Source organism: Streptomyces cynarae (genome assembly GCF_025642135.1).
Taxonomy (GTDB): domain Bacteria; phylum Actinomycetota; class Actinomycetes; order Streptomycetales; family Streptomycetaceae; genus Streptomyces; species Streptomyces cynarae.
In genome coordinates this window covers 1,551,828-1,576,705 of record NZ_CP106793.1, presented here as the reverse complement: position 1 = coordinate 1,576,705, position 24,878 = coordinate 1,551,828, and the positions used below count along the sequence as shown (strand labels likewise).

24 protein-coding genes are annotated in these 24,878 nt (G+C 71.6%); 14 read left to right on the top strand and 10 right to left on the bottom strand.

Annotated elements, in window-relative coordinates:
• The first annotated feature begins 83 nt into the window (after positions 1 to 83).
• A complete protein-coding gene (gcvP, locus tag N8I84_RS07480; RefSeq protein ID WP_263228822.1) occupies positions 84 to 2,969 on the top strand; it encodes an aminomethyl-transferring glycine dehydrogenase in 2,886 nt (961 codons plus the stop codon).
• A gap of 90 nt (positions 2,970 to 3,059) precedes the next feature.
• Here the strand turns inward: gcvP and N8I84_RS07475 are convergent, their stop codons facing one another.
• Together N8I84_RS07475 and N8I84_RS07470 are read right to left on the bottom strand one after the other, a co-directional pair.
• Entirely contained in the window at positions 3,060 to 3,266 is a 207-nt protein-coding gene (locus tag N8I84_RS07475; RefSeq protein WP_103840200.1) for a DUF5999 family protein, read from the bottom strand.
• A 403-nt stretch (positions 3,267 to 3,669) separates the two neighbouring features.
• Entirely contained in the window at positions 3,670 to 4,254 is a 585-nt protein-coding gene (locus N8I84_RS07470; RefSeq protein ID WP_200423536.1) for a hypothetical protein, read from the bottom strand.
• A gap of 543 nt (positions 4,255 to 4,797) precedes the next feature.
• On the opposite strand from N8I84_RS07470, the gene N8I84_RS07465 reads away from it, so the two are divergent.
• Both N8I84_RS07465 and N8I84_RS07460 read left to right on the top strand, forming a co-directional pair.
• The gene (locus N8I84_RS07465) at positions 4,798 to 6,315 is read left to right on the top strand and encodes a glutamate-cysteine ligase family protein (protein ID WP_263228820.1); all 1,518 of its coding nucleotides are present in this window, start codon (positions 4,798 to 4,800) and stop codon (positions 6,313 to 6,315) included.
• A gap of 147 nt (positions 6,316 to 6,462) precedes the next feature.
• Positions 6,463 to 7,263 carry a CPBP family intramembrane glutamic endopeptidase gene (locus N8I84_RS07460; protein ID WP_263228819.1) on the top strand — a complete coding sequence of 267 codons (801 nt, stop codon included), beginning with the start codon at positions 6,463 to 6,465 and terminating at the stop codon, positions 7,261 to 7,263.
• A gap of 49 nt (positions 7,264 to 7,312) precedes the next feature.
• Here the strand turns inward: N8I84_RS07460 and N8I84_RS07455 are convergent, their stop codons facing one another.
• A complete protein-coding gene (locus tag N8I84_RS07455; RefSeq protein WP_263228818.1) occupies positions 7,313 to 8,122 on the bottom strand; it encodes a PhzF family phenazine biosynthesis protein in 810 nt (269 codons plus the stop codon).
• A gap of 199 nt (positions 8,123 to 8,321) precedes the next feature.
• Here N8I84_RS07455 and N8I84_RS07450 point away from each other — a divergent pair, with 199 nt between their 5' ends.
• Positions 8,322 to 8,969, top strand: a complete 648-nt coding sequence (locus N8I84_RS07450; RefSeq protein ID WP_263228817.1) for a PadR family transcriptional regulator — start codon at positions 8,322 to 8,324, stop codon at positions 8,967 to 8,969.
• 69 nt (positions 8,970 to 9,038) lie between these two features.
• On the opposite strand, the gene N8I84_RS07445 is transcribed toward N8I84_RS07450, so the two are convergent.
• The gene (locus N8I84_RS07445; RefSeq protein WP_263228816.1) at positions 9,039 to 9,467 is read right to left on the bottom strand and encodes a type II toxin-antitoxin system Rv0910 family toxin; all 429 of its coding nucleotides are present in this window, start codon (positions 9,465 to 9,467) and stop codon (positions 9,039 to 9,041) included.
• A gap of 270 nt (positions 9,468 to 9,737) precedes the next feature.
• Between N8I84_RS07445 and N8I84_RS07440 the strand changes: the two genes are divergently transcribed.
• The 3 genes from N8I84_RS07440 to N8I84_RS07430 all read left to right on the top strand — a co-directional run bounded on the left by N8I84_RS07440 (position 9,738) and on the right by N8I84_RS07430 (position 12,466).
• Positions 9,738 to 10,280 carry a Clp protease N-terminal domain-containing protein gene (locus N8I84_RS07440; RefSeq protein WP_263228815.1) on the top strand — a complete coding sequence of 181 codons (543 nt, stop codon included), beginning with the start codon at positions 9,738 to 9,740 and terminating at the stop codon, positions 10,278 to 10,280.
• Positions 10,281 to 10,326: 46 nt separating this feature from the next.
• Complete coding sequence (locus N8I84_RS07435; RefSeq protein WP_263228814.1) at positions 10,327 to 11,331, top strand: EamA family transporter; 1,005 nt, start codon at positions 10,327 to 10,329, stop codon at positions 11,329 to 11,331.
• Positions 11,332 to 11,512: 181 nt separating this feature from the next.
• On the top strand, positions 11,513 to 12,466 hold the full coding sequence (locus tag N8I84_RS07430; RefSeq protein ID WP_263228813.1) for a DMT family transporter: 954 nt from the start codon (positions 11,513 to 11,515) through the stop codon (positions 12,464 to 12,466).
• A gap of 54 nt (positions 12,467 to 12,520) precedes the next feature.
• On the opposite strand, the gene N8I84_RS07425 is transcribed toward N8I84_RS07430, so the two are convergent.
• Together N8I84_RS07425 and N8I84_RS07420 are read right to left on the bottom strand one after the other, a co-directional pair.
• Positions 12,521 to 13,168 (bottom strand): FMN-binding negative transcriptional regulator, encoded by a 648-nt coding sequence (locus N8I84_RS07425; RefSeq protein WP_263228812.1) that lies wholly within the window; start codon positions 13,166 to 13,168, stop codon positions 12,521 to 12,523.
• Positions 13,168 to 13,851 carry a pyridoxamine 5'-phosphate oxidase family protein gene (locus N8I84_RS07420; RefSeq protein WP_263228811.1) on the bottom strand — a complete coding sequence of 228 codons (684 nt, stop codon included), beginning with the start codon at positions 13,849 to 13,851 and terminating at the stop codon, positions 13,168 to 13,170. The genes N8I84_RS07425 and N8I84_RS07420 overlap by 1 nt, the downstream gene beginning before the upstream one ends.
• A gap of 51 nt (positions 13,852 to 13,902) precedes the next feature.
• Between N8I84_RS07420 and N8I84_RS07415 the strand changes: the two genes are divergently transcribed.
• The gene (locus N8I84_RS07415; protein ID WP_263228810.1) at positions 13,903 to 15,234 is read left to right on the top strand and encodes an aminotransferase class I/II-fold pyridoxal phosphate-dependent enzyme; all 1,332 of its coding nucleotides are present in this window, start codon (positions 13,903 to 13,905) and stop codon (positions 15,232 to 15,234) included.
• 299 nt (positions 15,235 to 15,533) lie between these two features.
• On the opposite strand, the gene N8I84_RS07410 is transcribed toward N8I84_RS07415, so the two are convergent.
• Positions 15,534 to 16,481 (bottom strand): DMT family transporter, encoded by a 948-nt coding sequence (locus tag N8I84_RS07410; RefSeq protein ID WP_263228809.1) that lies wholly within the window; start codon positions 16,479 to 16,481, stop codon positions 15,534 to 15,536.
• 74 nt (positions 16,482 to 16,555) lie between these two features.
• On the opposite strand from N8I84_RS07410, the gene N8I84_RS07405 reads away from it, so the two are divergent.
• Positions 16,556 to 17,473: a LysR family transcriptional regulator gene (locus N8I84_RS07405; RefSeq protein ID WP_263228808.1), complete on the top strand. Its 918-nt coding sequence runs from the start codon at positions 16,556 to 16,558 to the stop codon at positions 17,471 to 17,473.
• Between the two features lie 6 nt (positions 17,474 to 17,479).
• Here the strand turns inward: N8I84_RS07405 and N8I84_RS07400 are convergent, their stop codons facing one another.
• On the bottom strand, positions 17,480 to 17,947 hold the full coding sequence (locus tag N8I84_RS07400) for a pyridoxamine 5'-phosphate oxidase family protein (protein ID WP_263228807.1): 468 nt from the start codon (positions 17,945 to 17,947) through the stop codon (positions 17,480 to 17,482).
• A gap of 133 nt (positions 17,948 to 18,080) precedes the next feature.
• Here N8I84_RS07400 and N8I84_RS07395 point away from each other — a divergent pair, with 133 nt between their 5' ends.
• On the top strand, positions 18,081 to 18,731 hold the full coding sequence (locus tag N8I84_RS07395; RefSeq protein WP_263228806.1) for a cysteine hydrolase: 651 nt from the start codon (positions 18,081 to 18,083) through the stop codon (positions 18,729 to 18,731).
• A 6-nt stretch (positions 18,732 to 18,737) separates the two neighbouring features.
• On the opposite strand, the gene N8I84_RS07390 is transcribed toward N8I84_RS07395, so the two are convergent.
• Both N8I84_RS07390 and N8I84_RS07385 read right to left on the bottom strand, forming a co-directional pair.
• Complete coding sequence (locus N8I84_RS07390; protein ID WP_263228805.1) at positions 18,738 to 19,235, bottom strand: Rieske (2Fe-2S) protein; 498 nt, start codon at positions 19,233 to 19,235, stop codon at positions 18,738 to 18,740.
• A 188-nt stretch (positions 19,236 to 19,423) separates the two neighbouring features.
• The gene (locus N8I84_RS07385) at positions 19,424 to 19,990 is read right to left on the bottom strand and encodes a MarR family winged helix-turn-helix transcriptional regulator (protein ID WP_390898865.1); all 567 of its coding nucleotides are present in this window, start codon (positions 19,988 to 19,990) and stop codon (positions 19,424 to 19,426) included.
• A 137-nt stretch (positions 19,991 to 20,127) separates the two neighbouring features.
• Here N8I84_RS07385 and N8I84_RS07380 point away from each other — a divergent pair, with 137 nt between their 5' ends.
• From N8I84_RS07380 to N8I84_RS07365, 4 genes are all read left to right on the top strand, one after another.
• A complete protein-coding gene (locus N8I84_RS07380) occupies positions 20,128 to 20,376 on the top strand; it encodes a hypothetical protein (protein WP_263228804.1) in 249 nt (82 codons plus the stop codon).
• A gap of 323 nt (positions 20,377 to 20,699) precedes the next feature.
• Positions 20,700 to 22,499, top strand: coding sequence for a chloride channel protein (locus tag N8I84_RS07375; RefSeq protein ID WP_263228803.1), 1,800 nt, complete (start codon positions 20,700 to 20,702; stop codon positions 22,497 to 22,499).
• A gap of 63 nt (positions 22,500 to 22,562) precedes the next feature.
• Positions 22,563 to 23,030 carry a MarR family winged helix-turn-helix transcriptional regulator gene (locus tag N8I84_RS07370; protein WP_263228802.1) on the top strand — a complete coding sequence of 156 codons (468 nt, stop codon included), beginning with the start codon at positions 22,563 to 22,565 and terminating at the stop codon, positions 23,028 to 23,030.
• A complete protein-coding gene (locus tag N8I84_RS07365; RefSeq protein WP_263228801.1) occupies positions 23,030 to 24,868 on the top strand; it encodes an MFS transporter in 1,839 nt (612 codons plus the stop codon). The genes N8I84_RS07370 and N8I84_RS07365 overlap by 1 nt, the downstream gene beginning before the upstream one ends.
• The last annotated feature ends 10 nt before the right edge of the window (positions 24,869 to 24,878 follow it).

Sequence of the window (24,878 nt, the reverse complement as noted above, 5' to 3'; positions counted from 1 at the left end):
TCGAGATGACAGAGGGGGAGGCCGTCGGGGTACCCGCGCCGTGGTGCCCCTCAAAGGTCGCGTCAGACCAGGAGGCCTCCGCAATGACCGCCCAGCGCATTCCGCTCTCCGAGCTCGAACAGGGCACTCCGTTCGAGCACCGCCACATCGGGCCCGACCCGGAGGCGCGGGCCAAGATGCTCGCGCATGTCGGCTACGGCTCGCTCGACGAGCTGACCGCCGCCGCGGTGCCCGATGTGATCAAGAACGCCGACGCCCTCGACCTGCCGGGCGCGCGCACCGAGTCCGAGGTGCTGGCCGAGCTGCGCTCCCTCGCCGACCGCAACCAGGTCCTGGACTCCATGATCGGTCTCGGCTACTACGGGACCTTCACGCCCCCGGTGATCCTTCGGAACGTGATGGAGAACCCCGCCTGGTACACCGCGTACACGCCCTACCAGCCGGAGATCTCCCAGGGCCGGCTGGAGGCCCTGCTCAACTTCCAGACCATGGTGGCCGACCTCACCGGCCTGCCGACCTCCGGCGCCTCCCTGCTCGACGAGGGCACCGCCGCCGCCGAGGCCATGGCGCTGTCCCGGCGCATGGGCAAGAACAAGAAGGGCCTGTTCCTGGTCGACGCGGACGCGCTGCCGCAGACCATCGCCGTGATCCAGACCCGCGCCGAGCCCACCGGTGTCGAGGTCGTCGTCGCCGACCTCAGCGCCGGCATCCCGGCCGAGGTCGCCGAGCGGGAGATCAACGGCGTACTGATCCAGTACCCGGGCGCCTCCGGTGCCGTACGCGACATCAAGCCCCTCATCGACCAGGCCCACCAGCTGGGCGCCCTCGTCACCGTCGCCGCCGACCTGCTCGCGCTGACCCTGCTGAAGTCGCCCGGCGAGCTCGGCGCCGACATCGCCGTCGGGACCACCCAGCGCTTCGGCGTCCCGATGGGCTTCGGCGGCCCGCACGCGGGCTACATGGCGGTGAACGAGAAGTTCGCCCGCAGCCTGCCCGGCAGGCTCGTGGGAGTCTCCGTGGACGCCGACGGCCACAAGGCGTACCGGCTCGCCCTGCAGACGCGCGAGCAGCACATCCGCCGCGAGAAGGCGACCAGCAACATCTGCACCGCTCAGGTGCTGCTCGCCGTGATGGCCGGGATGTACGCCGTGTACCACGGGCCCGAGGGCCTGCGGAACATCGCCCGGCGCACCCACCGGTACACGGCGGTCCTCGCCGCGGGCCTGACGGCCGGCGGGGTCGAGGTCGTCCACGGCGCCTACTTCGACACCGTGACCGCCCGGGTTCCGGGGCGGGCCGCCGAGGTCGTCGCCGCCGCCCGGGAGAACGGCGTCAACCTGCGCCTCGTCGACGCCGACCACGTCTCGGCCGCCTGCGACGAGACCACGGGCCGGGCCCAGCTGCGCGCGGTGTGGACCGCGTTCGGCGTCGGGGGCGACATCGACGCGCTGGACGCCACCATCGAGGACGCGCTCCCGCAGGCCCTGCTGCGCAGCGACGACTACCTCACCCACCCGGTCTTCCACCAGCACCGCTCCGAGACCGCGATGCTGCGCTACCTGCGCAGGCTGGCCGACCGCGACTACGCGCTCGACCGGGGCATGATCCCGCTGGGCTCCTGCACCATGAAGCTCAACGCAACCACGGAGATGGAGCCGGTCACCTGGCCCGAGTTCGGCCAGCTGCACCCGTTCGCGCCCGCCGAGCAGGCCCAGGGCTACCTCACGCTCATCCGCGAGCTGGAGGAGCGTCTCGCCGAGGTCACCGGCTACGACAAGGTCTCCCTCCAGCCCAACGCCGGCTCCCAGGGCGAGCTGGCAGGTCTGCTGGCCGTGCGCGGCTACCACCGCGCCAACGGCGACGACCGGCGCACCGTCTGCCTCATCCCGTCCTCCGCGCACGGCACCAACGCCGCCAGCGCCGTCATGGCCGGGATGAAGGTCGTCGTGGTGAAGACCGCCGAGGACGGCGAGATCGACGTGGAGGACCTGCGGGCCAAGATCGAGCAGTACCGCGACGAGCTGTCGGTGCTGATGATCACGTACCCGTCCACGCACGGCGTGTTCGAGGAGCACGTCGCCGACATCTGCGCGGCCGTGCACGAGGCGGGCGGGCAGGTCTACGTCGACGGAGCCAACCTCAACGCGCTGGTCGGCCTCGCCAAGCCGGGCCACTTCGGCGGCGACGTCTCGCACCTGAACCTGCACAAGACGTTCTGCATCCCGCACGGCGGCGGTGGCCCGGGCGTCGGCCCGGTGGCGGTCCGCGAGCACCTGGCGCCGTATCTGCCGAACCACCCGATGCAGCCCGAGGCCGGTCCGCAGACGGGCGTGGGCCCGATCTCGGCCGCCCCGTGGGGCTCCGCGGGCATCCTTCCGATCTCCTGGGCGTACGTCCGGCTGATGGGCGGCGAGGGCCTCAAGCGCGCCACGCAGGTGGCCGTGCTGTCCGCGAACTACATCGCCAAGCGTCTGGAGCCGCACTACCCGGTCCTCTACACCGGCCCCGGAGGCCTGGTCGCGCACGAGTGCATCATCGACCTGCGGCCGCTGACCAAGGCGACCGGTGTGACCGTGGACGACGTCGCCAAGCGGCTCATCGACTACGGCTTCCACGCGCCGACGATGTCGTTCCCGGTGGCCGGCACGCTGATGATCGAGCCCACCGAGTCCGAGGACCTGGCCGAGCTGGACCGGTTCTGCGACGCGATGATCGCGATCCGTGCGGAGATCGAGAAGGTCGGCTCGGCCGAGTGGCCGGCGGAGGACAACCCGTTGAGCAACGCGCCGCACACGGCGGCGGCGCTGGGCGGGGAGTGGAAGCACGCCTACACGCGTGAGGAGGCCGTCTTCCCGGCCGGTGTGTCGACCGCGGACAAGTACTGGCCGCCGGTGCGCCGCATCGACCAGGCCTTCGGTGACCGGAACCTGGTCTGCTCCTGTCCGCCGCTGGACGCCTACGAGGACTGATCACCCTCGGACATGCGTCGGGGCCGGTGCGGAGCATGTGTCTCCGGCCGGCCCCTCGTGTGTCAGGGCAGCGGATGCCCTGGTGCGCGCTCAGGCGGCTGTCATCACCTGGTCGGTGCCCAGCGGGCGGTGCGGGGCGATGATCTGGCCGTCCGGCAGAAGCTCACCGGTGTCCTCGAAAAGGAGCACGCCGTTGCACAGCAGGCTCCATCCCTGCTCCGGGTGGTGCGCCACGAGACGGGCGGACTCCCGGTCGGCGGATTCGGCGGTCGGGCACGGTGGCTGGTGCTGGCACATGGTGGTGGGGATCTCTCGCTCTGTCGGTATGTGTGAGATGGCTGTCGTGTCTGTCCTGCGGCTCGTGGTGTCGCTCATCGCCGCCCCCCGTCGGTGATACGTCGGTCAGGAACCCAGTGTTGCCCCACGGGCGTCGATCCGCAGGGATTTCGCAGCACCGCTCCTCACAGGTTCATGACGCGTCCCCCGCCCGGACGGTTCAGCCCGACCGCAGGGTCACTTCGGATGGTTCGGGGTGGCCGGAAGGGGCTAGTCAGTACGGGCCGACCCGCACGTCGTCCCTCGTACGAGCGTGATCGGGCACGAACGAGCGAAGGGGACGGGAGCCGTTCGACGGCCCGAACATGCGACGTGCCCCGCGGCCGGAGACGGCCGCAGGGCACGGTGAGAGGAGACCCGGAAGCTATGCCGGCTGGCCGAGCAGCGGGGTGCGGGTGATCCGGAGGGTCAGGATCGGCAGGAGGTCGGCGACGCGGTGCGGGCGGTGCGCCGCGATGCCGGGCGGCGCGGGGGCGAGCGGCACCAGGAGGTCGTTCGCGGCGGGGTGGCCCGTCGCGCCGTCGGCGGTGCAGTCGCCGTGCAGCCACAGGGTGAGCATGTACAGCTCCGGCACGGACAGCAGCCGGGCCTGGTAGGGCTCGGTCAGCGAGGTTTCCGCCTGGAGCACGGCGCGCTCGGTGGCGGCGACGTACGGGCCCTCGAAGAAGTGCGAGAAGGCCCAGCCGTCGGGCGTCAGCATGGTCTCGGCGGCGGCCACGGCGCGGCCCCCGGAGCGGATGAGGAATCGCCACCCGGCGAGCCGGGTGGCCGCGCCGGCCGGGGTGATCCGGTCCAGGACATGGACGGGCAGCGGAAGTTCGGGGGTCGCGGGTCCCTGGGCCGTGCGCAGGGAGGGAGTGGGAGCCTCCCGGACCGCGGTGGGGGAACCGAGTGCCGTGAGGACGGAGCGGAGAGCGGGCGCGGGAGCCTGAGGGACATGCAGCTGCATGGTGGGTCGCCTCTCATTCGACAGGCAAAGGTGGCGCGAGGGCGTGGTGGGCGGGCGGACGGCGCTGTCTGCTCTCGGGGTCAGAGGGAGGGAAGGGGGTAACCGAGCCCGGACGAATGGCGGCGCTTTGACGACAGGGCCCGAACCGTGAGCGCCAACTCTCTGCCCCGTGCGCAAAGTTTATACGACACGTGTTCATGCGCTGTTTCATCGGAACGACGCGCTTATGTCGGCAAGGTGATATCCGGTCGGCGATAAGCGGGGTTCGTCCCGATCCTGCGCAGGCGTCAGCGCGGCGACCTCGGAATACTTGTCCGTAGCGGTCGGCTGATTCTCGTCGGCGTTTTTCACGACACGGTTGCACCGTGAAACTGCGTCCTGCTCCATGCCTCGTGAATGTGCCCGGCCGTGCGCCGCCTCCAGCGTAGCGGGTGACGGTCGCAACAGGGACGTTATCGATCGCGTTGCCTGGGCATCATCCCCCGTGACCCGGGACAGCAGCGGCCGTAACGTCGGCCTGCCCATCTCAGGAGGGACGCTTCGATGGGAGAGAAGGTCGTGGCAGGGCCGTTCGACCTGTCCGATCGCCAGCACTACCGCGACAAGCTCAGGCAGTGCCTGACGGGACTCGCGCGACTGCTGGAGGAGAAGCGGTTCGATCGCCCCAAGAACCTGATGGGCCTGGAGATCGAGTTGAATCTCGTCGGGCAGGACGGGACTCCGAGAATGATGAACGCCCAGGTTCTGGAAAGGATTGCGAGCCGAGATTTCCAAACAGAACTCGCCATGTTCAACCTCGAGGTCAACATAGCTCCACACAGGTTGGGAGGCCGGGTTTTCGACCGGCTCGCCGAGGAGCTGCGGATCTCGCTCGCCTATGCGGACCGGAAAGCGAACGAGTTGGATGCCTCGATCCTGATGATCGGCATCCTTCCGACGCTCGACCGCGACGACCTGGTCTCCTCGAACCTCTCCGCGGTCGACCGCTACACCCTGCTCAACGACCAGATCGTGGCCGCGCGGGGCGAGGACTTCCGGCTCGACATCGAGGGCGTCGAACGGCTCGAGTGCAGCGCGCGGTCGATCACGCCCGAGGCCGCCTGCACCTCGGTCCAGCTGCACCTCCAGGTCACCCCGAACCGCTTCGCGGACCTGTGGAACGCGGCCCAGGCGGTCGCGGCGGTGCAGGTCGCGCTCGGCGCCAACTCTCCGTTCCTGTTCGGACGTGAGCTGTGGCGCGAGTCCCGGCCGCCGTTGTTCCAGCAGTCCACCGACACCCGGCCGCCGGAACTCCAGGCGCAGGGTGTGCGGCCGCGGACCTGGTTCGGGGAGCGCTGGATCACCTCGGCCCAGGACCTGTTCGAGGAGAACCTGCGCTACTTCCCGGCGCTGCTGCCGATCTGCGACGAAGAGGAACCGCTGCGAGTCCTGGACGAGGGAGGCGTCCCGAAGCTCTCGGAACTGGTCCTGCACAACGGCACCATCTATCGCTGGAACCGACCCGTCTACGGCATCGCGGACGGCGTCCCGCATCTGCGGGTGGAGAACCGGGTGCTGCCGGCCGGACCCACCGTCACCGATGTGATCGCCAACGCGGCCTTCTACTACGGCGTGGTCCGCGCCCTCGCCGAGGAAACGCGGCCGGTGTGGACACGCCTGCCGTTCGAGGCCGCCGCCGCCAACTTCGACGCGGCCTGCCGCCATGGCATCGAAGCACGCCTGCAGTGGCCGAAGCGAGGCCGGTACGGCGGGACCACCGAGGTGGCGGCCGTGGACCTGGTGCGCGACGAACTGCTGCCGCTCGCCGAGGCGGGACTGGACGCGTGGGGAGTCGAACCCGCCGACCGGGACTTCTACCTGGGAGTGATCGAGGAGCGGTGCCGGCGGCGGGTCAACGGTGCGAGCTGGCAGGCCGCCATGTTCCACCGGGCCCTGGAGCGGGGGCTCGACCGGGACGCCGCCCTGGCCGCGACGACCGTGCGGTACCGCGAGCTGATGCACGCCGGAGAGCCGGTCCACACCTGGCCGGTCGGGTTACCGGAACCGGCGGGCGTGAGGTGAGTGATCCCGTGCGGCCGGCTGACCGGCCGCACGGTCACCTCGGTCCGTCTCCCCTGACGAGCAGCCCCTCCCTGTTGAGCCCCGCGCCCGTACACAGCCGTATGGCAGAAGATGGGGACGAGGCGGGATCGCTCAACTGGAGGCGGAGTGCGGGTGGAGGCAGGGTCGGTGGCCGATTCCTTTACGGCGGAAGGACCGACACGACGGATTTTCCGTGCTGAGACGCTGCTGGTGCTGGGGCTCTCGCTCGGGGCGAGCGGGGTCTCCGCGCTGATCAGCTTTGTCGGGTCGGTCACCAAACCCGGCGGGCTCAAGGACCAGGCGGCCACCATGAACGCCTCGGCCGCGCCCGGCCGCCCCTGGCTCGATCTCGCGTGGCAGCTCTTCGGGATCGCCACCGCGCTGGTCCCGGTGGCGCTGGTCGCGCACTTCCTGCTGCGGGAGGGCGCGTCGCTGCGCGCGCTCGGCTTCGACCGCAGGAGGCCGTGGCCGGACCTCGGGCGCGGGGCGGCGATCGCGGCGGTGATCGGCTCCACGGGCATCGCCTTCTACCTGGCAGCCCGAGGGCTGGGCGCCAATCTGACGGTGGTGCCCGAGGCGCTGCCGAACGTGTGGTGGAAGTTCCCCGTTCTGATCCTGTCGGCGGTGCAGAACGCCGTCCTCGAAGAGGTCATCGTCGTCGGCTATCTGCTGCGCCGGCTGGGCCAGTTGGGCTGGACCCCCGGCACGGCCCTGGTGGCCAGCTCGGTGCTGCGCGGCTCCTACCACCTGTACCAGGGCATCGGCGGGTTCTTCGGCAACATGGTGATGGGCGTGGTCTTCGTCTACCTGTACCGGCGCTGGGGGCGGGTCGGCCCCCTGGTGGTGGCCCACTCACTGCTCGACATCGGGGCTTTCGTGGGGTACGCGCTGCTGGCGGGGAAGGTGGGCTGGCTGCCCACGGCGTGAACGGGCCGGACAGGGGCGCACGAGGGCGTCGCGAGCCCCTGGTGTGCCGTTATGCGAGCAGTTCGCCCTCGATGACGGTGACCGCGTGGCCGGTGAGCAGGGTGCGGTCGCCGCGGAGTTCGGTGCGGACGCGGCCGGAGCGCGGGGAGGCCTGCAGCCCGGTGAGGCCGGGGCGGCCGAGGCGCTCGGACCAGTAGGGGGCGAGGGCGGTGTGGGCGCTGCCGGTGACCGGGTCCTCGTCGATGCCGACGTTGGGGAAGAAGCAGCGCGAGACGAAGTCGTAGCCGCGGGAGGGATCCTCGGCGCGAGCGGTGGCGATGACGCCGCGCTGTGAGTGGCGGGCGAGGGCCCGGAGATCCGGGGTGAGGCCGAGGACCGTCTTCTCGTCGGCGAGCTCGAGCACCAGGTCACCGACCCCCGGCCCGGTGTCGACGGCGGTGCGGGGCTGGGCGCCGAGGGCCTCGGCCACGCCGTCGGGGATCTCGACGAGGGTGAGCGGCGCGGTGGGGAAGTCCAGGGTGACCGAACCGTCCTCGTGCGGCGCGGCGCGGAGGACGCCGCTGCGGGTGGCGAATCGTACGGGGCCCTCGTGGGCGCCCGTGGTGTGCAGGACGTGGGCGGTGGCCAGGGTCGCGTGGCCGCAGAGGGCGACCTCGGTGGTGGGGGTGAACCAGCGCAGCGCCCAGTCGGCCTCGCCGCCCTCGGGCAGACGGTGCGCGAAGGCGGTCTCGGCGTGGTTGACCTCGCGGGCCACGTTCTGGAGCCAGTCGTCGTCCGGGAACGAGTCGAGGAGGAGGACACCGGCCGGGTTGCCGGCGAAGGGGCGGTCGGTGAAGGCGTCGACGATACGAATCCGCATGGGCCGACGCTAGAGGCCCATGGACAGGGCGGGCCAAGGCCAATTCGGGGCGGCTGGACTGGTATCGGCGTCCGCCGTCGGCCGTCCGCCCACCGGACCCCGGTTTCTGTGCGAGCTTCGGCAGGGCCTTGTCATGCGAACAGTCCCGATATATCGTTGAGACATCGCGACAGATCAACGATGGAATGGAGTGGTTGCCATGCGTTCCCATGGACAGGACTTCGGATACGAGCGACAGGGACACCACGGCGGTCCCGGGCGCCACATGAAAGGCGGCTTCGACGGTCGGCGCGGAGCCTTCGGCCCCTTCGGGCCGGGCGGACCCGGCGGCCCCGGCTTCGGCGGACCGGGCTTCTTCGGCCCGGGCGGACCGTGGGGCGGGCGCGGCCGGGGCGGACCGCGGGGCAGGGCGCGACGCGGTGACGTACGCGCGTCGATCCTGGCCCTGCTCAAGGACCGGCCCATGCACGGCTACGAGATGATCCAGGAGATCGCCGAGCGCAGCGGCGGGGCGTGGAAGCCCAGCCCGGGCTCGGTCTACCCGACCCTCCAACTGCTGGAGGACGAGGGTCTGATCACCAGTGAGAGTGAGGGGGGCAAGAAGCTCTTCTCGCTCACCGAGCCGGGTCGCGCCGCGGCCGATGAGGGGCCGGACGCCCCCTGGGAGGAGGCCTCGCGCGGTGTCGACTGGGAGGCGCTGCACGAGATCCGGCAGGCCGGTGTCGGTCTGATGGAGGCGTTCGGCCAGGTCTGGAAGACCGGTGACAAGGACCAGCGCGACAAGGCCCTCGCGGTCATCAACGAGGCCCGCAAGAAGCTGTACCTGATCCTCGCCGACGAGCACTGACGACGCGGTGAGGTGAGGCGCCCCGCGGCACCGCGTCCGCGGGGCGCCTTGACGCCGGCGTGCCTACCGTCAGGACACCAGTGCGCCTAGCCTGCGCAGCGACTCGTTCAGCGCGGCCGTCGCCGAGTCCTTCAGCTTGCCTGCCATGAGGGACACCGCCGCGCCGGTGAACTCCCCGTCGATGCGCAACGAGGTGGCCTCGCCGTTGGGCGTCAGCGTGTATCGGGTGGCGAGGTCCACAGCCATCGGGCCCTTGCCGCGGATGGACAGCACGCGCCCCGGGTGCAGTTCGTCGATGGTCCAGGTGACCTCGGCCGGGAAGCCCATGAGCTTCATGTTCTCCTCGAAGGTCCCGCCCACCGCGAGGGCTTCGGGACCGCCCCTCGGAAAGCCGGTGTGGGTCGCGTTCCACTCGCCGTACGCCGACCAGTCCGTGAGCGCGGCCCACACCTTCTCGGCGGGGGCCTCGATGCGAGCTTCCGCGCTGACTTCGGCCATGCGACCACCCCTTCGCGTCGGCTGCTGCGCCGGGCGCAGCTGTGGTGTCGCGGAACGTAGCGGCAGGGTCTGCAACATTCAATACTGATGAACAGTCAGAAATAGCGGGCGCCGTTCCGCACCGGCCACGGGCAGGGCGATGCGCGGCCCCTGAGCGGAAAGGGCGCGATGTCATCCGTAAGGAGGAGAGCCGGGTCAGCCATGCCCAACCTGTGTCGGACGCACAAATGCTGCCCGCCGAGGATGACTCGGACCGCTGGGACTGATGGGGTGGTGGACGTGCCACCCCGTCACGTCCAGCGATCGGCCGCCGAACGCGGCACGCGCCAGTCCCACCTCGATGCCAGGGTCACCTCGGAGCTGGCAGCGGTGCTTTCCGGCGCCCGCAGGAGGGCGCTGCGTGACGGGGACCGGGGGATCGACACCGCCCATCTGCTGCACACGCTGCTGGAGTCCGACCCCGAGGTGCGCGCCGTCTTCGACGGGCCGCAGGTCGCCCGGCTGCTCGGTTACCTCGTCCAGCGCGCCATCGGCTACGGCCTGCGCTGGCAGACCACCGTCGAGGACTCGGGCGCGGTGCCGGTGTTGGAGGAGCCGGACGGCTGGTCGCCCGCCGCGGCCACCGCCCTCCGGGCGGCGTACGGGCGCGCTGCCGGGCGGGGTGACGTATGCGCCCGCGGGCTCGACCTGCTCGCGGCGATGGTCGCGGACCCCGAGTCACGCGCCGTCGAGGTTCTCGGCCGCGCGGGCGTCGACGTGAGGGTGCTGGCGGACCGGATCGAGGCGGCGGGAGCGGTTCCGTCCAGTCGCTGAGACAGGAGCTATCGATGGTGACGCTCATGTCGTCTCCTGCCATCATGTGCCGGTGCATACGTCTCAGGGCAGTCAGAGCAACCGTGGCAGAGGCGTCGGGCTGGGGCTCGCGCTCGCGTCGGCGGTCGCCTTCGGTGGATCGGGTGTCGCGGCCAAGCCGCTGATCCAGGCGGGGCTCGACCCTCTCCACGTGGTGTGGCTGCGGGTCACGGGCGCGGCGCTCGTGATGCTGCCGCTCGCCGTACGCCACCGTGCCCTGCTGCGCCGCCGCCCCGCCCTGCTCGCCGGGTTCGGACTGCTCGCCGTCGCCGGTGTCCAGGCCTGCTACTTTGCCGCGCTGTCCCGGATACCCGTCGGTGTCGCCCTGCTCATCGAGTACCTGGCGCCCGCGCTCGTCCTCGGTTGGGTGCGCTTCGTGCAGCGGCGGTCGGTGACGCGTGCCGCGGCGGTCGGTGTGGTCCTCGCGGTCGGCGGGCTCGCCTGCGTCGTCGAGGTGTGGTCGGGGCTGGGCTTCGACCCGCTCGGGATAACGCTCGCGCTCGGCGCCGCCTGCTGCCAGGTCGGCTACTTCGTCCTGTCCGACCAGGGCACCGAGGCGGGCGACCAGGCCCCCGACCCGTTCGGCGTCATCGCGTACGGACTGCTCGTCGGGGCCGCCGTGCTCACCGTCGTGGCCCGTCCCTGGACCATGGACTGGCAGGTGCTCACCGGCACCGCGGACATGAACGGCACGCGTGTCCCGGCCGTCCTCCTCCTGGCCTGGATCGTGCTGATCGCCACGGTCCTCGCCTATGTCACCGGCGTGCTGTCCGTGCGCCGGCTCTCGCCCCAGGTCGCGGGCGTGGTGGCCTGCCTCGAAGCGGTCATCGCCACCGTGCTGGCCTGGGTGCTGCTCGGCGAGCACCTCTCTGCGCCGCAGATCGTCGGCGGTGCGCTGGTTCTGGTGGGCGCGTTCATCGCCCAGTCCTCGGCGCCCGCGCAGGGCTCCGCGGAGCCGGTCGCGAGCGCCGGTGAGGAAAGCGAGTTGTCGGCCCGCGAAGCCGCAGCCTAGGGTACGGATCATGCATTCGAGCGCACTCGTTCTTCCGCCTCCGGCCGCCTGAGGCGGGCCCTCCGGATATCGCGCCCGGCCAACCGCCGGGCGCAGCGGTGTGCTGCCCGCAGAAGAAGTCCACGGACCCGGCCCATGACGGGTCCCCTGCCGAACTTCTGCACCTCTGCGGAGACGACTCGTGTCGAATGCTGCTTCCGGCCTGCCCGTCGGGCGAGGCCTTGTCTACCTGATCGTCGCCGGTACCGCCTGGGGTACCGCGGGCGCGGCCGCATCCCTGGTCTACCGGGCCAGTGACATGGGCCCTGTCGCCCTGTCCTTCTGGCGCTGCGCGTCCGGGCTCGCGCTGCTGGTCGCCGCCCGCCTGATGCGCCCGCGTGCCGCCCGCGCCGCCGCACCCGGGCCGCTCGGCCGCAGGGCGCTGCGGGCCTGTGTCACCGGGCTGGGGCTCGCCGTCTTCCAGACCGCCTACTTCGCGGCCGTCTCCGCCACCGGGCTCGCGGTGGCGACCGTCGTCACCCTCGGCGCCGGGCCCGTCCTCATCGCCCTCGGCGCGCGTCTCACCCTGGGGGAGCGGCTCGGCGGCGGCGGGATGGCCGCCGTCGCCGGGGCACTCGCCGGGCTGGGGGTGCTCGTGCTCGGCGGTGGTGGCGCGACCGTACGCCCGTGGGGTGTGGTGCTCGGGGTCGTGTCGGCGGCCGGCTACAGCGTCATGACGCTGCTCACCCGGTGGTGGGGGCGCGGCGGCGCCGCCGACGGGACATCCACGACCGTGTCGGCGTTCGCGGTCACCAGTCTGTGCCTGCTGCCGTTCGCACTGGACGAGGGGCTGCTGCCGCACGCCGCGCGCCCCGCCGTGCTGGTGGGGCTGTTGGCGTATATCGCGGCGGTGCCCACGGCACTGGCCTACGCCCTCTACTTCGCGGGCGCGGCTGTCGTACGGTCCGCCACCGTGTCCGTGATCATGCTGCTCGAGCCGGTCGGCGCGGCGGTCCTGGCCATCGCCCTGCTCGGTGAGCGGCTCACGGCGGCCACGCTCGCCGGTACCGCACTGATGCTCGGCTCGGTCGCGGGGCTCGCGCTCGCGGAGGCGCGGCAGGCGCGCGCGGCGGAGGAGGGAGCGGTCCCGGTGTGACGGGGCCGAGGGGTGCGGGTTCCTCGAAGCCGTGCAGGAGCCCGCACCGGCACCTCACCGGTCCGGGGACCACACTGCCCGCCTGCGCAACTGGTGCTCCCGGGCCGCCGCGTCCCGCACCCCGCCCCGAGCCTCGAGGCCCGCCACGATCCGGTCCTGCACCTCTTCCGCCATGTGGCTCGCGTACTTGAACTTCGCCCGGACATCGGTCACTTCGAGTCGCAGACCGCGGATCCCGGACAGCATGCGGCCGTACGGCGCCTCGCCCGCCGCCGCCCGCGCGGAGCCGCCCTCCGGCTGGAAGTGGCCCATCTGGCGGTTCAGCAGCTCCGCCTTGCCGGCCGCGTCGTCCACCACATGGGCGATGCACCGGAGCTGGACGGCCGCGTAGAAACTCGTGGGTACGCCCTGCTCGGACGGGGTGTCGGCCGGGGCCTGCCAAGGGCCGGGCACATACACATAGTCGTCGACCACGCTGAGCAGTACCCGCGGGTTCGCCTCCAGAGCGGTCCAGAGTGGGTTGGGACGGGCGAGGTGGGTGACGGCCTCGCCGCGCCCGGCGTCGTACGCGAAGTGCAGCGGCTGCACGTAAGGCGGCTCGCCCGGTGATCCGTTCACGGCGAGCTGCCCGAAGTCGTGGGCGGCGAGCCAGCGTTGCCACTCGGTGTCGTCGCGGGGCGCGTCCCAGGGATGGATCAGCATCACAGGGCCGCCAGGTAGTCCGGCAGGCCGGTGCCGGGTGCCAGGCCGGCGTCCGGGAGCGGGGTCCCGTACTCCCTGCGGACCGGGACGACGCCGGCCCAGTGGGGGAGAGAGAGGTCCTCGGGCTCGTCGTTCACGCCGCCGGTGCGGAGCTTGGCGGAGACCTCGTCCAGGTCGAGGCGGATCACGGCGGTGGCGGCCAGCTCCTTCTTGTCGGCGGGCCGGGAGTCGCGTGAGCGGCCCGGCACGACGTGGTCGACCAGCGCGTCCAGGGCCGTGCGCTTCTCCTCGGGGTCCGTGACCTGGTGGGCGATGCCGTGCACCACCACGGAGCGGTAGTTGATCGAGTGGTGGAAGGCCGAGCGGGCCAGGACCAGGCCGTCGACGTGCGTCACCGTCAGGCAGACCGGAAGTCCGGGGTCGGCCTGGCCGGTCATCCGCAGCGGACGCGAGCCGGTCGAACCGTGGACGTACAGCCGCTCGCCGACCCGGCCGTACAGCGTGGGCAGCACGACCGGGGCGCCGTCGCGGACGAAGCCGAGATGGCAGACGTAGCCCTCGTCGAGTATCGCGTGCACCAGTTCCTTGTCGTACGACGCACGGCCCGCGGAGCGCGTGGGGACGGTGCGGTCGGTCGGGGTGTAGACGGCGGGCCGCGGTGTCGTCTGTCGGTTCCCCTGCATGTGCGCCCCCTGCATGTGCGTCCTCCATTGCACTAGTGCATAATCTGCTTTGTGCTAGAAGGATATCGGTTCACAGGGCGGCGCGCAGCGGAGATTGCGGCCGGCGTCGAGCATGCGGTCGGTACCGGCGAGCTGGAGCCGGGCGAACTGCTCCCGCCGCAACGGGAGTTGGCCGTCGAGCTGGGCGTCAATCCCAACACCGTCGCGGCCGCGTACCGCATCCTCCGGGAGCGCGGCGTCATCGAGACCGCCGGACGCCGCGGCAGCCGGGTACGGCCCGCGCCGGCCACGACGGGCCGGGACCACATCCGTGTGGACGTGCCCGAAGGTGTACGCGACGTGTCGAGCGGTAACCCGGATCCGGCGCTGCTGCCCCCGCTCGCGGAGGCGTTCGCGGCGGCCGCCGCCGAGGGCGATCGGGCACCGGTGCTGTACGGCGACGTCGCCGTGGAACCGGAGCTGACGCGGCTCGCGCGGGCCGCGCTGGACGCCGACGGGGTGCCGGACGGCCCGCTCGCCGTCGTCTCCGGATCGCTCGACGCCGTCGAACGGGTGCTCGCCGCCCATCTGAAGACCGGGGACGCCGTCGCCGTCGAGGATCCCGGCTGGGGCAGGACCCTCGACCTGGTGCCGGCGCTCGGACTGCGCACGGTCCCTGTCGGCGTCGACGACGAGGGGCCGCTGCCCGACGCCGTACGGGCGGCCCTGGAGGCCGGCGCTCGTGCCCTCATCGTCACGGACCGGGCGCAGAACCCCACCGGCGCCGCGGTGAGCGCCCCCCGCGCGCGTGCCCTGCGAGCCGTGCTGCGGGAACATCCGGGGGCCCTGCTGATCGAGGACGACCACGGCCACGGGATCGTCGACGTGCCCCTCCACCCCCTCGCCGGGGCCACCCGGCACTGGGCCCTAGTCCGCTCGGTCGCCAAGGCGTACGGCCCCGACCTGCGACTCGCGGTGCTCACCGGGGACACCGTCACCGTTGACCGGGTACGCGGGCGGCAGCGGCTCGGGCCCGGGTGGGTGAGCCTGCTCGTGCAGCGTGCGGTGGTCCGGCTGTGGACGGACGGCGCGGTGGACGCACGGGCGATCGCTGCGGAGTACGGGCGGCGCCGCTGCGCGCTGATCGACGCGCTCGCCGAGCGCGGTGTCACGGCCCACGGCGTCAGCGGCATGAACGTGTGGGTGCCGGTGCCCGACGAGACCGGGGCGGTGGCCCGGCTGCTGCACGCCGGCTGGGCCGTCGCGCCCGGCGCCCGCTTCCGGCTGAGCGCGCCGCCCGGCATGCGGATCACCGTCTCGACCCTGACCGCGGACGACACCGGGCCCCTGGCGGACGCGGTCGCCTCCGCCCTGGGGCCGGGCCCGGGGCGGAGCTATGTCTAGTGCCCCGACAGGCCCAGGGTCTTTCGTTTGGCTCAGGCGGGATCAGGGAGCGGGGCCATGGGGGTGCCCCCGCGCGAGCGTGTTCGAGCGTGGGGGAGCGTGCAGCTGCAAGGCGGAGGAGGCTGTGACAGCAGCCGCTACCGCGGCGGGCGACGCGGCGGGGGTCCCCCCGCGCGAGCGTGTTCGAGCGTGGGGGAGTCGACGAGTGACGACAACGCCGCTGGGGGCCCCACGCCGTCAGGGCAGTGGGGGAGTGCGTGCCAGGCCCCGCGAGCCCGGCGTGATCCAAACGAGAGGCCCTAGTTCCCGGTCTCAGCCTTCGGGCGGGACTGGGTCAGTGCCGCTCCCGCCAGGACGATCAGCGCGCCGACCGGTGTCGACCAGGTCAGCGACTCGCCGAGGACCGCCACGCCCGCCGCGATGGCGACGACCGGCACGAAGTACGTGACCATCTGCGCCGTCGTGGGGCCGACCTCGGCGACCAGGCCGTACTGGACCAGCATCGCCACACCCGTGCCGAGCGCGCCCAGCGCGGCGATGGCCAGCAGGGGCAGGACCGCGACGTGCGTGGGCAGGGTGGTGAAGACCGGAGTGACGACGGCCAGTTGCAGTGTGGCCAGCAGCAACTGGCCGCCCGTCAGCGACAGGTGGGAGTGGGCGGAACCGGCCAGGGTGCGGCGGACGTAGATCCAGCCCACCGGGTAGCTCAGCGAGGCGAGCAGGGCCAGCGCCGTGCCCGTCAGGTCCAGGCCGTGGAAGCCCTGCCAGGCGCCGAGCACCGTCAGCACGCCGAGGAAGCCGATGCCGAGCCCTGTCACCCGGCGCCGCGTCGGCCGGTCCTCCGAGAGCGCCACCAGGGACAGGGCCATGCCCCACAGCGGCGAGGTCGCGTTGCAGATTCCGGCGAGCGTCGACGGGATCGTCAGTTCCGCGTAGGCGAAGAGTGAGAACGGCAGCGCGTTGAGGAGGAACCCCGCGACCGCCAGATGTCCCCAGGTGCGGGCGGAGCGCGGCAGGCGCTCGCGCTTGACCGCCATGGCGACGGCGAGCACCGCCGTGCCGAAGACCAGTCGGCCGAGCGTGACCTGGAACGGGGCGTACGCCTCCGTGCCGACCTTGATGAACAGGAAGCTGAAACCCCAGATCAGCGAGAGGACACCGAAGCGGATCCGCCAGTCGAGGGCGGCCCGGCGGCGAGGGGCGGTGGTGGGGGCGGTGACGGTTCGGGGAGTGGAGACGGTGCTCATGGTCCCCACGATGACCCAGACGATCTCGTAGCACAATCGAGATTTCGCACTCGGTATCTCGTAGTATTGCTTACATGTTGAACCTGGAGCGTCTACGCACCCTCGACGCCCTCGCCCGGCACGGCTCGGTCAGCGGCGCCGCCGAGGGGCTGCACGTGACCACCTCGGCCGTCTCGCAGCAGATGGCCAAACTGGAGCGCGAGGTGGGGCAGCAACTGCTGGCCAGGAACGGGCGCGGGGTGCGGCTCACGGACGCGGGCCGGCTGCTCGCCGAGCACGCGGCGCGGATCCTGTCGCAGGTCGAACTCGCCCAGGCCGACCTGGAGGCACAGCGCGGACAGGTGGCGGGTGAACTGCGCCTGTCGGCCTTCCCCACGGCCGCCCGCGGACTTTTCCCCACCGCGCTGGCCGCGCTGCGCGCCGACCATCCCGCGCTGCGGCTGCGCTCGAGCGAGCTGGAACCCGAGGACGGGGTGGCCGGCGTGGTGCGTGGCGACCTGGACCTCGCGGTCGTCCTCGACTGGTACAACAAGCCGATGCCGCTGCCGGACGGCTTGGTGAAGGCGGCGATCCTGGACGATCCGGCGGATGTGGCGATGCCGGCCGGACACCGGCTCGCGGACCGGGCGGAGGTCGGCCTGGAGGAGTTCGCCGAGGACGAGTGGATCACGTGGGGCGACGGCGAGTTCTGCCATGAGTGGCTCATGTTCACCCTGCGTTCCAAGGGCATCGAACCGTGTGTCGGCCACCGCGCCGGGGAGACGCACACCCAGCTCGGGCTGGTCGCCGCCGGGCTCGGGGTGTGCATCGCACCGCGCCTCGGGCGCGACCCGGTGCCCGGGGGAGTGGTGACCGTGCCCGTGCGGCAGCAGGTGCGACGGCACGTCTATGTGGTGTGGCGGGCCGACGCCGACCGCCGCCCCTCGATCCGGGCGGCGGTGGAGGCGTTGCGCGCGGCAGGCGAGGCCGTGACGGCCCGGGTGAGCGGGTAGGGGAGCCTACCCGCCCAGCTTGCGGAAGTCCCAGGAGACGATCTTCGTCGGGGTCAGCCGGATCCAGGCGTGGCGGCCGTCGTGCGGCATCTCCTCCAGGCCGAAGTTCTTTCGGGCGAACAGCATCTCCGGCACGTCGAGTTCCGCGCACAGCTCCCCGGTGCGCGGTATCTCGCCGACGAACTCCGCCGTGCCGGACAGCTCGGCGCCCCGCAGCTGGTCGTACTCCTCGCCCGTGTCCACCACGACGGCGATCCGTCGATCGCGGCGCAGATCCGCCCAGCGCTTGCTGCGCACTACCGAGTACAGCCACAGCGAGGTGCCGTCCCAGACGTACCACAGGGCGCTGACGTGCGGAGCGCCGTCGGCGGACACGGTCGCCACGCGGCAGGTGCGCTGGCCGGCGAGGAACTCGTCCAGCTCACCCGGTGTCATCATGATCTTCCGGCCCCGGCGCTGCGTGGTGACGGTCATGCGGCCCCCTCCTTCTCCCACGTCGTGTCAGAGAGATCCTCTGACATCACGTCAGAAAAGAATGGGCGGTCTTCCGTCCGTCCGCAATGGTCGTTAGCCTCGCCGCCTCGGACCGTCGACGACAGGGGGAGCCATGCCGTCGCGCGAACACCTCAAAGACCTCCTGGACCTTCCGGCCACGGTGCTGCTCACCGTCGAGTGCCAGCACGGTGTCCTCGGCCCGGACGGCGCGCTGCCCGAACTGGCCCGCGAGGCGTGCTCCTCGGGGGTGCTCGCCAACGTCGCCCGGCTGGTCGCCGCCGCCCACGAGGGCGGGGTACAGGTGATCCACGCGATCGCCGAACGCCGCCCGGACGGCCGCGGTGCCAGCCGCAACGCCCGCTTGTTCCACGCGGCCGAACGGCTGCCCGTCCAGCAGCTGACCGGCACCAGGGCGGTACGGGTCGTCGCGCCCATCGAGGTGCGGGAAGAGGACCTCGTCGTCCGCCGGCTGCACGGACTGTCGCCCCTCGCGGGCACCGAGGTCGACGCACTGCTGCGCAACCTGGGCTGCCGCACCCTGATCGTCACCGGCGTCTCGGCCAACGTCGCGATCCCGAACGCGGTGTTCGACGCCGTCAACCGCGGCTACACAGCCGTCGTGCCCGCGGACGCCATCGCGGGGGTGCCCGCCGACTACACCCCCGCGATGATCCGCAACACCCTCTCCCTGGTCGCCACCGTCACGACCACCGACGAGCTGCTGACCTGCCTCGCACCACCGCGTCCGGCGGTGGGCGATTAGCGGAGGTCAGGCCAGCTTGATCTCGTCGCCGGAGACGGTGATCTTCGCGGCGGGCAGGGGCTGGGTCGCCGGGCCCTTCTTCACGCTGCCGTCGGTCGCGGAGAACTGGCTGCCGTGGCACGGGCAGTTGATCACACCGTTCGAGATGTCCTTCACCGCGCAACCCGCGTGGGTGCACTTGGAGGAGAACGCCTTGAACGTGCCCGCCGACGGCTGGGTCACCACCACGCCCTGGTCGGCGAAGACCTTGCCGCCGCCCTCGGGGATGTCCGAGGTCTTCGCCAGGGCCGTGCCGTCGGAACCGGCCGCGGCGGAGCCGCCCCCGCCCGTGGTGGCGGTGCTCGCGGTGTTGCTGTTGTCCTGTGAACCGGACGTGCTCGACGACGACTTGTCGTCCGAGCCTCCGCACGCGGTCAGCGCGACGGCGAGCCCCGTCACGCCGGCCGCCGCCATGACGGTACGGCGGGCAGGCGCCGAGACGGGTTGAAGCGATTCGCTGGTCATGCTGACGTTCCCTTCCACGGACGTTCCGTAAATCTGTACGGAGGTACGGTCTGCGGGCACCGACCGTTCAGACCCCGTCGAGATCCTGACCTGTCCGGGATGAGCCAGGCGTAAAACACGCCTGTCGTTCCGCTGTCAGATGGACAGACGACCCCCTCCGGCCGCTCCGGCCTGCGCCGGGACTGCCTCTATGGGGCGGGGTTGAGCGGGTTGTCGACGAGGCCGGCCAGGCGGCTGGTTTCGTCCATCAGGTCCAGCCCCAGGTCGTCCGCGGCGGCGGTCAGTGCTCTCAGCGCCGGGAGCAGACCGGCGCGTTGCTGTGCCGGCAGGCGCTCGACCAGGGCGCGGATCTCCGCACGTCGGTGGCTGAGGACCCGGTCGACCAGCTCCCCGCCCGCGGACGTCAGCCGCAGGACGACCTGGCGGCGGTTGTCGGGGTTGACCCGTCGGTCGATGAGGCCGAGGGATTCGAGGCGCTCGACCATGCGCAGGGCCGTGGAGGAGTTGACGCCCAGGGTGGCGGCCATGGCCGCCAGGTTGATCGGGCCGCAGGTGTGCAGCGCTACCAGCGAGCGCAATTGAGGCAGGGTGAGGGACACGTCGACCGAGGCGAGGGCGCGGGCGGACAGCGCGACGATGAGCCGGGAGGCGGCCATGACCGCCAGGGTGACCTGTTCCGCCTCGCGGTCCGCTCCCTCGTCGGGGGGTGCCGGATCCTCCAGGGGTCGCTCCACGCCGTGCTCGTGCTGAGCCATGGACTCCTCGCTTCGCCGTCTCCGCTTCGACGGCCCGCCCCACTCGCTCACCCTTGGTGACCATTGCAGACTGCAATGGTAGAGTCGTCGACACCGGCCGGGCGGGCGTGACGGTTACGGCGGCAAGGGTGATGACCATGAAAACCGAGCCGATACACGAAGCCTATTCGTTCGTGTGCCTGCGCTGCGGGCACGCCTGGGAGGGCGAGTACGAGATCCGGCACGTCCGGGACGCCGATGGACGCTGGTGCGCCGAGTACCGCGTCACAGGCGGTCCGAGGGTGCCATCCCCGCTCACGGACAACACCTGCCGGGTATGCGCGGGGCGCACGATCCGCGTCCTGCGCCCCGGCCGCGTGGTGTCCGCCCGCCCTCCGCTGAGGTGAGCGACGCCCCGCCTCGTCACCGGTGACGGACGCGCAACGAGGCGCGTCCGTCTTCCCTGCCGGAGCGGGCCGGATCCCGGCTCGGGTCCGCCTCGTTCCCCGAGCCAGCGACCTCGCGGGCAGCGTCGCCCGCCCTTCCCGTGCCCGCCCTTCCCGTGCCCGCCGGGCCCCGCCGGCGGCACGCCTCGGGAACCGCCGAGCAGGCCGCCGTGCCACTGCAAGCCCCTGCCGTCCCCTTCACCGGAGGTGCCATGTCCGCGTCCATATCCACCAGATCCCGGTCGAGCGCCCCACCGCTCGATGACCGGCCTCCCCATGCCGCCGTGAAGATTCCGCATCTGGGCGATTTCCAGGTACAGACCCGCGTCCTGCTGATCACCGCCCTGGCCGCGCCCGTCGGCGCCGCCGCGGCCCTCGTCGCCGCCGGTCTGCTCAAGCTGATCGCGCTGATCACCGATCTCAGTTTCCGTTGGCGGTTCGGCTTCGGCACCGCGGTACCAGCCGGCACTGCGCACCGATGGCTGCTGCTGGTGATGCCCGTGATCGGCGGTCTGGTCATCGGTCTGATGGCCCGTTACGGCTCGGAGAAGATCCGGGGCCACGGCATGCCCGAGGCGATCGAGTCGATCCTGGTGGGCGGCAGCCGGGTGCAGCCCCGCGTCGCCGTCCTGAAGCCCACGTCGGCCGCCATTTCCATCGGTACCGGCGGGCCCTTCGGCGCCGAGGGCCCCATCATCATGACCGGCGGTGCCGTCGGCTCCCTCCTGGCCCAGTTCCTGCGTGTCACCACCGACGAGCGCAAGGCACTGCTCGTCGCCGGTTCCGCCGCGGGGATGGCCGCCACCTTCAACGCACCTCTCGCCTCCATCCTGCTGGCCGTCGAGCTGCTGTTGTTCGAATGGCGGCCCCGCTCCTACCTGCCGGTCGCCGTCGCCGCGGTGACCGCCACCCTGGTCCGCCGACCGCTGCTCGGTACCGCACCCCTCTTCGGCGGCGCGCACGTGCCCGACCACATCTCCCCCTACGCCTATGGCCTGTGCGTCGTCGCCGGATCCGCGGCGGGACTGCTCGCCCTGGGCGCGACCGCCCTCGTCTACTTCTCCGAGGACCTCTTCTCCCGCCTGCGCATCCACTGGATGTGGTGGCCCGCCATCGGCGGGGCGATCATCGGCGTGGGGGGTCTGATTGAACCGAGCGCCCTCGGCGTCGGCTATGACGTCATCGGCCGGCTGCTCACCGGACACGCCACGGTGGGCCTGATCGTCGGTGTCCTCGTCGTCAAGACCCTCATCTGGGGCCTGTCCCTCGGCTCGGGCACCTCCGGCGGCGTGCTCGCCCCCATGTTCATGGTCGGCGGCGCCCTGGGGGCCGCCGAGGCCCTGGTCTTCCCCCACGTCAGCCCCGGCTTCTGGGCCCTGGTCTCACTGGCGGGAGTCCTCGGCGGCGTGATGCGGTCCCCGCTCACCGGCATCGTCTTCTGCCTGGAGCTCACCCACGAGATCAATGCCCTGATCCCCATGGTGATCACTGCGTCGGCCGGCTACCTGCTCTCGGTCATCCTCCTCAAGCGCTCCGTCCTGACGGAGAAGCTCGCCCGGCGCGGACTGCACCTCACCCGCGAGTACTCCGTCGACCCGCTCGAGGTCCACCTCGTCCGCCAACTGGAGACCCCGGCCGCGGTCACCTTCGACAGCGACCGCGCCGCGGGCGAGATCACCGCACTGCTGCGGGCGGCGCACGACGCCGGCGACTGCGACCGGCTGCTCGCCCAGCGCCTCTACCCCGTGCTCGACGCCCATGGCGACCTCGCCGGCGTCGTGACCCGCAGCCGGATGATCCATGCCGATCCCTCCGACCGCACGCCCGTCGGCGACCTCGCCGTCCCGGCGGTCACCGCCCACCCCGACGAGACCCTGCGGGCTCTGGCCAACCGCATGGCCCAGCACGACGTCAGCCGTCTGCTCGTCGTCACGCGGGACGAGCGCCCCCGGGTGGAGGGCATCATCAGCCTGCGCCACCTGCTCGCCGCCCGGCGCATCGACCTCCACGAGGAACATCACGCCGAACGTGTCCTGTCCCTGCGGCCACGGCGCACCCCCGCACCGGCATCGGTCACGAGCTGATCCGTTCGCCATTACTAACAATTGGTTGATCAGGTGAAACTGCTAAACCTAGTGTTAGTAACTATGAAGGTGGATGGGGAAGCAGGTCGCGAGCACACCCGTGGTCCGAGCGACACCGCCCGACTGGCGTCCGACCTTCGGCTCGCCGTCGGCCGTGTCACCCGGCGACTGCGCCAGGCGCACGCCGTGGGGGACGTGACGCTCTCCGGTGTGTCGGTGCTCGCGCGGCTCGCTGCCGACGGTCCCGACTCCCCGGGATCCCTGGCTGAACTGGAGCGCGTACGTCCGCAGGCGATGGCGAGCACGCTCGCCGTTCTCGAACAGCGCGGGCTCGTCAGTCGCGCGCCTGATGCGGAGGACGGGCGGCGGGCCGTCGTGGCCGTCACCGACGAGGGACGTGCCGTGCTCGCGGAGCGGCGCTCCGAGTCCGTCCAGCGCCTGACGGTCGTTCTGGACGAGTTCACCGCGGAGGAACGCGCGACGCTCGCATCGGCGCTGCCGCTCCTCGATCGACTCGCGGAGGAACTGTGATGGCGCGCGCCCCTCGTACCCGAGACCGGAACGGGGACCAGGCGCAAGGGCCCGGCGCGTCCGGGCTGCGCGCCCTGCGGTCCGCGCGCCGGAGTGACGCCCCGGCGGGACCCGGCTACAAGTGGGTCGCGCTGTCCAACACCACGCTCGGTGTGCTGATCGCGACGATGGACGCCTCCATCGTGATCATCTCGCTGCCCGCCATCTTCCGTGGGATCGGACTCGACCCGCTGGCGCCGGGCAACATCGGCTATCTGCTCTGGATGATCCTGGGCTATCTGCTGGTGTCCGCGGTACTCGTCGTCGTCCTCGGCCGGCTCGGCGACATGTACGGCCGCGTCAGGATCTACAACCTCGGCTTCCTGGTCTTCGCCTGCGCGTCCATCGCGCTGTCCCTCGATCCGTTCCGGACCGGGGCCGGTGCTCTGTGGCTGATCCTGTGGCGCATCGTGCAGGCGTTCGGCGGTTCCATGCTCACCGCGAACTCGGCCGCCATCCTCACCGACGCCTTTCCCGCCCGGCAGCGCGGAACGGCCCTCGGCATCAACCAGATCACCGCGCTCGCCGGCCAGTTCCTCGGGCTCCTCGCCGGCGGCCTGCTCGCCGCCGTCGACTGGCGTGCGGTGTTCTGGGTGAGTGTGCCGGTCAGCGTGGCCGGCACGGTCTGGTCGTACCTGAGCCTGCGCGAGACCGCGACGGGCCGCCGCGGACGCATCGACTGGCTGGGCAACATCACGTTCGCGGGCGGCGCCGGGATCCTGCTCGCCGGCATCACGTACGGCATCCAGCCCTACGGTTCCAGCGCCACCGGCTGGGGCAACCCGTGGGTGCTGGCCGGGCTGATCGGGGGCGGGGCCCTGCTGCTGCTCTTCTGCTACGTCGAGACGCGGGTCGCCGAGCCCATGTTCCAGCTGGCCCTGTTCAAGGTGCGGGCGTTCGCCGCGGGCAACCTGGCCGCGCTGTTGACCGCGATCGCGCGCGGTGGGCTGCAGTTCATGCTCATCATCTGGTTGCAGGGCATATGGCTGCCCCTGCACGGCTACGCGTTCGAGGACACCCCGCTGTGGGCGGGCATCTTCATGCTGCCGCTGACGCTGGGCTTCCTGATCGCGGGCCCCCTGTCCGGTTACCTCTCGGACAAGTTCGGCGCCCGCGTGTTCTCCACGGTCGGCCTGGTCGTCGTCGCGGGCTCCTTCCTCGGACTGCTCACCCTGCCGGTCGACTTCGACTACGGGCTGTTCGCGGCACTGCTGCTGCTCAACGGACTGGGCCAGGGCATGTTCTCCTCGCCGAACACGTCCTCGATCATGGGCAGCGTGCCGCCGGAGTACCGGGGCGTCGCCTCCGGCATGCGCTCCACCTTCCAGAACTCGGGGACCGCCCTGTCCATCGGCGTGTTCTTCTCCCTGATGATCTCCGGTCTGGCCTCATCGCTGCCCGCAGCGCTCATGAGCGGACTGACGGCACACGGCGTGCCCGCCGACGCGGCAGGGCACGCGGCGTCGCTGCCACCGGTGAGCACGCTGTTCGCCACTTTCCTCGGCAACAACCCCGTCGAGCACCTGCTCTCCTCCGGCGGCACCCTCGCCCACCTCTCCGCGGCCCAGCGCGCCACCCTGACCGGCCACACCTTCTTCCCGCAGCTGGTCTCCGGGCCGTTCCACCACGGGCTGACCATCGTCTTCAGCGTCGCGGCGGGCATGGCCCTGGTCTCGGCACTCGCCTCGGCGATGCGCGGCGGCCCTCGTTCCGCGTACGACAACCCTGCCCCGGGCCGGCCGGCCGCGACGGCCGAACCCCGGGAGACGGCACGGCGTCGGCACGACGCATGCTCGTAACGCACTGTGA

What these genes read in the sequence shown, in the direction of transcription:
- N8I84_RS07410 (WP_263228809.1), bottom strand. Translation starts at nt 16,481, where the DNA reads ATGAGCACCGTCTCCACTCCCCGAACCGTCACCGCCCCCACCACCGCC.
- N8I84_RS07370 (WP_263228802.1), top strand. Translation starts at nt 22,563, where the DNA reads ATGAAGGTGGATGGGGAAGCAGGTCGCGAGCACACCCGTGGTCCGAGC.
- N8I84_RS07450 (WP_263228817.1), top strand. Translation starts at nt 8,322, where the DNA reads ATGCGTTCCCATGGACAGGACTTCGGATACGAGCGACAGGGACACCAC.
- N8I84_RS07400 (WP_263228807.1), bottom strand. Translation starts at nt 17,947, where the DNA reads ATGACCGTCACCACGCAGCGCCGGGGCCGGAAGATCATGATGACACCG.
- N8I84_RS07465 (WP_263228820.1), top strand. Translation starts at nt 4,798, where the DNA reads ATGGGAGAGAAGGTCGTGGCAGGGCCGTTCGACCTGTCCGATCGCCAG.
- N8I84_RS07385 (WP_390898865.1), bottom strand. Translation starts at nt 19,990, where the DNA reads ATGGCTCAGCACGAGCACGGCGTGGAGCGACCCCTGGAGGATCCGGCA.
- N8I84_RS07470 (WP_200423536.1), bottom strand. Translation starts at nt 4,254, where the DNA reads ATGCAGCTGCATGTCCCTCAGGCTCCCGCGCCCGCTCTCCGCTCCGTC.
- gcvP (WP_263228822.1), top strand. Translation starts at nt 84, where the DNA reads ATGACCGCCCAGCGCATTCCGCTCTCCGAGCTCGAACAGGGCACTCCG.
- N8I84_RS07455 (WP_263228818.1), bottom strand. Translation starts at nt 8,122, where the DNA reads ATGCGGATTCGTATCGTCGACGCCTTCACCGACCGCCCCTTCGCCGGC.
- N8I84_RS07445 (WP_263228816.1), bottom strand. Translation starts at nt 9,467, where the DNA reads ATGGCCGAAGTCAGCGCGGAAGCTCGCATCGAGGCCCCCGCCGAGAAG.
- N8I84_RS07395 (WP_263228806.1), top strand. Translation starts at nt 18,081, where the DNA reads ATGCCGTCGCGCGAACACCTCAAAGACCTCCTGGACCTTCCGGCCACG.
- N8I84_RS07365 (WP_263228801.1), top strand. Translation starts at nt 23,030, where the DNA reads ATGGCGCGCGCCCCTCGTACCCGAGACCGGAACGGGGACCAGGCGCAA.
- N8I84_RS07475 (WP_103840200.1), bottom strand. Translation starts at nt 3,266, where the DNA reads ATGTGCCAGCACCAGCCACCGTGCCCGACCGCCGAATCCGCCGACCGG.
- N8I84_RS07390 (WP_263228805.1), bottom strand. Translation starts at nt 19,235, where the DNA reads ATGACCAGCGAATCGCTTCAACCCGTCTCGGCGCCTGCCCGCCGTACC.
- N8I84_RS07425 (WP_263228812.1), bottom strand. Translation starts at nt 13,168, where the DNA reads ATGCTGATCCATCCCTGGGACGCGCCCCGCGACGACACCGAGTGGCAA.
- N8I84_RS07380 (WP_263228804.1), top strand. Translation starts at nt 20,128, where the DNA reads ATGAAAACCGAGCCGATACACGAAGCCTATTCGTTCGTGTGCCTGCGC.
- N8I84_RS07405 (WP_263228808.1), top strand. Translation starts at nt 16,556, where the DNA reads ATGTTGAACCTGGAGCGTCTACGCACCCTCGACGCCCTCGCCCGGCAC.
- N8I84_RS07420 (WP_263228811.1), bottom strand. Translation starts at nt 13,851, where the DNA reads ATGCAGGGGAACCGACAGACGACACCGCGGCCCGCCGTCTACACCCCG.